Below are 7,536 nucleotides of genomic sequence, written 5' to 3'. Positions count from 1 at the left end.
GTGGAGCTGATTTTGCACCGTTATTTGCAATAGCGCAGAGTAACTATGCTTGTCATTTGCAAAGACATGCTGATAATAAAGGAAAAGGTCGTGCTTTAAAAACGGCTATTTCATATACTTTGGACAATTTTCCTAATGCCAAAGGAATTGTGACGATTGATTCTGATGGTCAACACACCTACGAAGACATGATGAAATGTTTGGCTGAATTTTTGCAACATCCTGATAGTTTGGTGCTGGGTGTTAGAACATTTGAAAAATCTGTTCCTTTACGTAGTAAATTTGGAAATTTATTGACAAGAGACGTCTTGGGGGCTATGACAGGTGTGAACGTTTCTGATACGCAAACGGGACTTCGTGTGATTCCTATGTCATGGTTGCCAAAACTCTTAACCGTGGAGGGTGAACGGTATGAGTTTGAGATGAATATGTTACTTGAGGCAAAAGAGGACAATATTCTGATTTGTGAAGTTGGCATTGCAACGATTTATTTGGATGAAAATCAGTCGTCGCATTTTGATGTGATTCGTGACTCGATTAGAATTTACAAGGTTTTCTTCAAGTACATTTTTTCATCATTGTTTTCCTTCTTGGTTGATATTGTTGCTTTTACGATTTTAATTTCTTTGTTTAATGGATTGAGTTTTAGTGCGGTGACGTTAGCTTCGATTTTAGCGCGTGTGATATCATCTGTTGTTAATTTCACCTTGAATCGTAAGGTGGTCTTTAAACGAGGTCAATCAAATAGTGCGATAAAATACTTCACTTTGGTGGTAGTACAGATTGTTTTGTCAAGTTTATTGGTAACAGTTCTAGGAAATGCCTTGACGACGCTGCCAATTTCATTGGTGAAGATTTTAGTTGACGGTACACTTTTCATTGTCAGTTATTTTGTGCAAAAACATTTGATTTTTAGTGGAGGTGAGAATGAAGACTAGTAAGAGGATACTCTATTTCGTTGCATTTGTAACGACTGCCTTTTATTTAACTTGGCGTTTGGTGGCGACTATTCCGTGGCATGATTCATGGTTTGCGCTGATCTTTGGGATTTTATTGTGGGGAAGTGAGGTAGTTTCAGCCATTACAGGCTACATTCTCATTTGGAATAAGCAAAAGGACTTTGAGCTTGAAAAGCCTGAGATTGCTAAGGAGCGTTACCCAGATGTGGATGTTTTGATTGCAACGCATAATGAGGATCCAGAGTTGCTTTATAAGACGATTAATGCCTGCACTTTTATGGAATATCCTGATAAGTCTAAGGTGCATATCTACGTCTGTGATGATACCAATCGTCTAGAAGTTGCCAAATTGGCTGATGAGCTTGGTGTTGGTTATTTTGGTTTGGCGGATAATAAAGATGCCAAATCAGGAAACTACAATAATGCTTTACGTCAGACGTCATCACCTTTGGTGGCGACATTTGATGCGGATATGATTCCTTATCGTGAATTCCTGTTGGAAACTGTGCCTTATTTTGTTGAACAAGTTGAGGCTTATGAAAATGGTGACGATTATGATAAGTCAAAAGTTGGTTTGATTCAAACGCCACAAAGTTTTTACAATGCTGATATTTTCCAATTTAACTTGTTTTCAGAATCAACCTTACCAAACGAACAAGATTTCTTTTCCAAAGAAATTAATGTTTTCAATAATTCGCACGGTGCAGCGCTTTATACGGGGTCTAATACGCTTATTTTCCGCAAGGCGATTGAAGATGTTGGTGGTTTTCCGACAGATACCATTACGGAGGATTTCGAGCTAGGTGTTCGGATAAATGCGGCTGGTTATGTAAATTATTCGACGAAAAGTCCAATGGCTAGCGGGTTAACGCCGACAGATTTGAAGAGTGTCATCAAACAGCGCGTGCGCTGGGGACGTGGCGTTATTCGCAGTAGCTACAATATGAATATCTTCTTTAATCCCAAATTGACAATGGGGCAAAGAATTGTTTATATTAATGGCTATCTTTATTGGTGGTCTTTCTTTAGACGGTTATTGTATATCTTGGCACCGATTTTATATACGGTTTTCCATGTGCGTGTGGTGGTGTCAAATATCTGGCTACTGTTCCTATTCTGGTTGCCAAGTTTCGCCTTGACACGCTTGTCAATGCGAGAAGTCTCAAAACAATACCAAACACAGGTTTGGGGAGAAATTGTGGAAACGATTTTTGCTCCGTATTTGTTTATTCCCATGATGTTGGAGTCCTTTGGCATTAGCAATAAAAAATTTAAGGTGACACGTAAGGGAAATTATACGTCGTGGACGTTGTACCTTTATGCGCTTCCTTATCTTGTTTTATGGGGATTAGCCGTTTATGGTTTGGTGACTTTTAACTATGGAAAATTTGGTTCAGAGCTTTTTTATGGAAGTATTATCAGTTTTTGGTTGATTTATCATATCATCAATTTGACCTTTGCGATTTTCTGTGCGCTTGGTCGTCCGATTTATCGCTCAAGTGAGCGTTTTACTGTTGATGAAGCTATGGTTATTGAGGTTGATGATGATTCTTACCAAGTGAGAGTCTATGATATTTCAGAAACGGGGATTTCATTCTATACGGATTTACCATTGTATTTGCCGAAAGAAAAAGAACTGACGCTTAATTTGCAATCACGTGATTACCATGCGAGGGTAAAAGGTCATGTTGTTCGTGTTTTTGCGATTGATAATGGTTGGCGCTACGGCGTTCAATTTTCAGAAGTTCCTGAAGCTGATAAGCGCGAATTTTATCAGTACATTTATGACCGCATTAATCACAATCTTCCGAAGAAAAAAGACCCTTGGATGACAACATGGGATGATTTATTTGAGAACTTTAGTCAACGTTTCCAAAATAATGAACGTCCTGTTTCAGCCTATGACCAAGTAGCTTTTCCGAAAGTTCGTGTCAATGAAGAGGTTCAGGTTGCTGGAAAAAAATGCCAGCTTAGAAAGACAGATTATTATTACATGACATTTTCTGGAAAATTGACAAATCCTAAAAAAGAACCGAATGTCGCATTTACCTACAAAGATTTGCCAATTCAGTTGACTTTTGTGTCCTATGATACTGATAGAGACGAGTCGCTTTATCGAGTTACCAATTTAGCGGATTTGGATAGCTTACCTGCTTTTAAAGCCTTAGCAAATGAATGGAGAGGGAGAGTATGATTAGTATTGCTAGATTACTGTTGTTCTTTGTGATTACCATGGGGTACAATGCCTTTTTCCGTAATACTGTGAAGATGAATCGCCGTCTGACATGGGTGTTTACATTTTCAGTCATTACATTGGTATTGTACCTTGGTAGTTTGTTAGGCTTTATGTTGCAGACCGTGTATGCCATTTCTGTTTTGGGCTGTCTTTTGAGTCTTTACTATCTTTGGGCGGTATGGAAAAAGAAATATCGCTTTAGGAGACTTGATTATATTTCGCTTGGAATGATGGCTTATTTGCTTTTGTTTGGAATAACGCTCTGGCATTCACCGCTTTTACATTATGATAATTTTACGCATTGGGCAACGATTGTAAAATTTTTCCATATCAATAATGCTTTGCCAACACAGCAGGATACGATTATTAGTTATTATACCTATCCTGTTGGAAGTTCACTTTTCATTTATTTTTTCACGACCATCGTAGGCTTTTCAGAAGGTAGTATGTTGGTCGGGCAATTCTTCTTGATTGCTTCCAGTCTTTATGCCATGTTTGCGGCACTTCGTGATGATCGACGTGTCTTAATGGTTAGCATGATTTTTGCTTCGTTTGCTGTTTTTAATACGTTCAACGTTGCTATTCGATTAAATAATTTGCTGGTTGATTTTCTGCTTCCGGCCTTGGCCTTGGCAGCCATAGCAGGTTGTTTTGTCTATCGTAATCGTTTCTGGTTTTTGTCGCTAAATACGGCGGTAATTCTTGGATTATTAAGTATCGTCAAAGTAGATGGACTTTTCTTTGTCGCTCTCGTTTTAGTAGTTTATGTGGTTTGTATTGTGCGTTTACTTGTTCGTAAAAGAGCACGTTTAAAAGCACTAGTGCTGCTCATAATGACCTTGCTAGTCAGCTGTCTTCCTTTTGTTATTTGGCAAAAGCATGTGACGGATAATTTCCCAAATGCCTCAAGTGCCAAGCATGCGGTGTCCATGTCAGAACTTGGTCAGGTATTGACTGGAAATCTGTCAGGCGTCCCACAAAAAATTATCACTCTTTTTGTCAAATCGGTGTTTACGTTTGACAGTTTGGCAAGCAATGGAATTTTGATAATCAATCTGATTATGATGATTGCCTTTATTGTGATTGGCATTCGTTTGAAATATAAGAAATTTGTCTTGTTGACTTGGGGATTTGTTGATATTTCGATTGTGACTTACTATATTGGCATTTTACTCATGTATCTGACAGCAATGCCGACTGATGAAGCGTTAGAATTAGCAGGATTTGAGCGCTATGCTTCGAGCATCGTTATCTTTGCTTTTGGTTGTTTGACCATGGCTTTAGCATGGGTAATGGACAAGGGTCTGTATGAAAAAATCATTAGTAAACGTAATGCTAGGTCTTACAAGAGCTTATTTAATAAACGCTTGTACCAATACGCGAGCCTTGTTTTGACAGTTTATGCCATTGGAATGTTCTTGTCAGAAAATAATAGCATTGTTTACAATAACAATCAGGAAACAAACGAGGTCGCAAAAGAAATTCGTCAGTTTACTGGAAGTCAGAGTAATTCGTCAACGGATAGAATTTTGGTTGTAACAGCAGATAAGGAGAATGTAGATAATTATTTTGCCCAATATGCTAGTCGTTATTATCTGTGGGATGTCAATGTTGATGCCAGAGAAAATTTTGTGTCGGTTGACCAAAAATTTTTAGATTTAATGGCATCATACAGCGACAGCGCAACAAGTTATTACCTCAGCAATAAAAATATCGATACTAGAGATGATTCCAATTTAACAGACGATGACTTTATTGCACTCTTAAAAACGTATGACGAAGTCTTGATTTTAGATGACCATTATACGTTTAATGCCTTGACGAAAAAACTATTTGGTCGGACATATTCCCCAGGATTGTATAAAGTATCAGATATTCTTGCTGGAAAAGGGTAAGTTTTCTAGCTTTATCAAGCATAAGTCTTGATATTTCAAATAAAATATGCTATTACAACAAAAAATATGTAGAAGGAGGCGGAGTTTGTGACTTCGCCTCTTGTGGTGCTCAAAAGACTTTCTTGAACATTGGAGAGGAAGTTAAGAAAAGTCCGTTTAAATCATCTGCTCTACTGATCACACAAAACGAGGTCCTCATAGGATGCAATCCACGTTCCACACACTCGACACTAATATAGAAAGATTTCATATCCACAAAAGCAATATCAGATTTTGGTTCTCGTAAATAATCAAAATAGCCCATTATCTATCTCTTTTATAGTTGTTTTCCCAATATTCCCTTTCTCCTTCTCCTATGCCTTCTGGTAGTTGCTTCAAACATTGTCCCATGCTTTGATATTTAACAATTTCAGTTATTTCAGCCAAAGAAAGTCGATGGGATGCTCTGCTAAAGTCCGTATCGGAGTAATCAACCTCTTCTATTTCAACTAAAATCTCATAATTTTGACCAAGATAATATTTAATTTCAGACGGTACTAACTTCTCTGATTCTTTAAAAAACAAATTAATATGACCGTTTGAAGACAACAATCGTTCTCTGATATTAGTTGATTTTCCAATATAAAAACAGACTTTTTCATCTTCTAAAATGGCAAAAAACTTATATACGCCCACAATATCTTTTTCCAAAATTTCTGAGGGGATAGTGATATTCCTCATTTTAGCTTTTTCTAATCTTACTTTATACGTCATTCCCATGGTATTCTCCTAACTTATAACTCTAATGGCATAAAGTCTCCTACAATTTTACCCACAATACGAGGGTTTTCATCATAAGGAATATAGATGTCCTTATAAGCCTTGTTAATAGAAACTAGGCGTAGCCCCTCTTTCTCACGGTAGACTTTCTTGATAAAGGTCTGAAAGTTCCATACTACAGCATATACTGCTCCATCATAATCAAAACCTGTCTCACGGATAAGAGCTACTGAACCATTTTGATATTTAGGTTCCATAGAATCTCCAGATACCCAAGAGGCAAAATCATGAGCTAGTTCTTCATTGAAATAAACAGTGTCGTAATTTCGATTATCATAAACTGATGTACCAATACCAGCAGACATTTTTTCGTATACATGGTACTCATAGAGATTTTCTGAAACTGATACTACTTGTTGAGTTTTCTCTTTTTGCACCAAGTTACGAGTATATTCTACTACTTGATCTTTACCTTTATTTGACAATGTATTATACAGACGAACAATCTCAATTTCTGTAAAATAATCTTTTGGGACGTTTAGAATCTGCTCCAACTGTTTCACTTTTTTTCTAGATGGTTTTTTTACTCCACGTTCCCATGCAGAATAGGCTTGATAACTGATTCCTAATCGATCTGCTATCTCCTTTTGAGTCATTTTTAGCTCTTTTCTTCGAGCTTTCAACTTTTCTGGTTGATACATAACTCCACCTCACATTAATAGTAATTTTATTTCTGCTTTTTTCCTTGCCTCTTTATCTGAGAATTTTTCTTTATCCCAAACATACGCAATCGACTTTCCTTTATTATAAATAAGCCACGTTTTTAAATTGATACTACTTGCTTTTATTGCTTTCCAGTTATCTTGATTCAAGAGATCTGGGTATTCTAGACTCGTTGTAAAACCTACTTTACTTACCCTCTGCTTAACCTGATTAATAAGGGAAGGTTGAAACTGATGGAACTCCTCTATAATTTGTTTTCTAATATCGTGAAACAAACGAAAAATATAAGCATTTTTCCCTTCAATATAGGTCTCAACTGCTTGTTTAATTTCACTATCATTATCAGAATAATATTCCCGTAGCAAGTCCAAAAGACGAAAAAATAAAGCCTGTTTTGAAACTTCAAGACTATTTTGCACTTGCTGGAAGGTATCGCAACTATAGTATATTTTTGACAGAAGGACAATGTCAGGCATTAGTACTACAGCAGAAAAAATATTTGCTTCACGTTCTAGTAAATTCTCTTGATTATCAATTGATTCTGCAAAATAATTTCCATTATGTTTAAGAATAAAGTGACCTAACTCATGGCATAAGGTGAAATTCTGCTTTACTTTTAGGTTATCTCTTTCATAAGAGAAACTATTTCCCAATTCATCAACTACTGTCAAACCTTCTACTTATGGTTAGAAAAGTGGTGACTAATCACTTGAATTTGGTACTTTTGGATACAATACTGAAAAAAATAATTGAAACTATAATTCAATAATGAGATATTATTATCCTTCATGTACTGGTATAATACATGTTTTGTAGACTTACTTATTCTTGCATATAACTTATCCAAAGAACAATACCTCCTTTAAATATGACTCACAGATAACTAAACCTTTTTGGTTGAGTTCGTTTTATAAAAAAAGTGGACAATTGTCCACATGCAAAACTTGTTCCAAGAATTTTTTAG

General features: G+C 36.4%; 5 protein-coding genes and 2 pseudogenes. 3 read left to right on the top strand and 4 right to left on the bottom strand.

Going from position 1 to position 7,536, the window contains the following annotated elements:
* The 3 genes from HMPREF2867_RS01325 to HMPREF2867_RS01315 all read left to right on the top strand — a co-directional run.
* Nucleotides 1-938, top strand: a 938-nt coding sequence (locus HMPREF2867_RS01325; RefSeq protein ID WP_141750976.1) for a bifunctional glycosyltransferase family 2/GtrA family protein, incomplete at its 5' end; no start/stop codon positions are given.
* Nucleotides 928-3,153, top strand: coding sequence for a glycosyltransferase family 2 protein (locus HMPREF2867_RS01320; RefSeq protein ID WP_070575237.1), 2,226 nt, complete (start codon nucleotides 928-930; stop codon nucleotides 3,151-3,153). The genes HMPREF2867_RS01325 and HMPREF2867_RS01320, both read left to right, overlap by 11 nt.
* Entirely contained in the window at nucleotides 3,150-5,090 is a 1,941-nt protein-coding gene (locus tag HMPREF2867_RS01315) for a hypothetical protein (RefSeq protein ID WP_070475404.1), read from the top strand. The genes HMPREF2867_RS01320 and HMPREF2867_RS01315 overlap by 4 nt, the downstream gene beginning before the upstream one ends.
* 112 nt (nucleotides 5,091-5,202) lie before the next feature.
* Here HMPREF2867_RS01315 and HMPREF2867_RS01310 read toward each other — a convergent pair.
* The 4 genes and pseudogenes from HMPREF2867_RS01310 to HMPREF2867_RS01295 all read right to left on the bottom strand — a co-directional run.
* Nucleotides 5,203-5,394, bottom strand: a pseudogene (locus tag HMPREF2867_RS01310) (DNA polymerase); the annotation flags it as partial.
* Nucleotides 5,394-5,849, bottom strand: a complete 456-nt coding sequence (locus HMPREF2867_RS01305) for a hypothetical protein (protein WP_171963616.1) — start codon at nucleotides 5,847-5,849, stop codon at nucleotides 5,394-5,396. The gene HMPREF2867_RS01305 and the pseudogene HMPREF2867_RS01310, both read right to left, overlap by 1 nt.
* A gap of 14 nt (nucleotides 5,850-5,863) precedes the next feature.
* Nucleotides 5,864-6,550 carry a helix-turn-helix domain-containing protein gene (locus HMPREF2867_RS01300; protein ID WP_037599182.1) on the bottom strand — a complete coding sequence of 229 codons (687 nt, stop codon included), beginning with the start codon at nucleotides 6,548-6,550 and terminating at the stop codon, nucleotides 5,864-5,866.
* Nucleotides 6,551-6,559: 9 nt separating this feature from the next.
* Nucleotides 6,560-7,419, bottom strand: a pseudogene (locus HMPREF2867_RS01295) (ImmA/IrrE family metallo-endopeptidase).
* Nucleotides 7,420-7,536 lie beyond the last annotated feature (117 nt).

The organism is Streptococcus sp. HMSC064H09 (assembly GCF_001812625.1).
GTDB lineage: Bacteria > Bacillota > Bacilli > Lactobacillales > Streptococcaceae > Streptococcus.
Note: the sequence above shows the minus strand (reverse complement) of the source record. Positions and strands in the feature narration are given on the sequence as shown.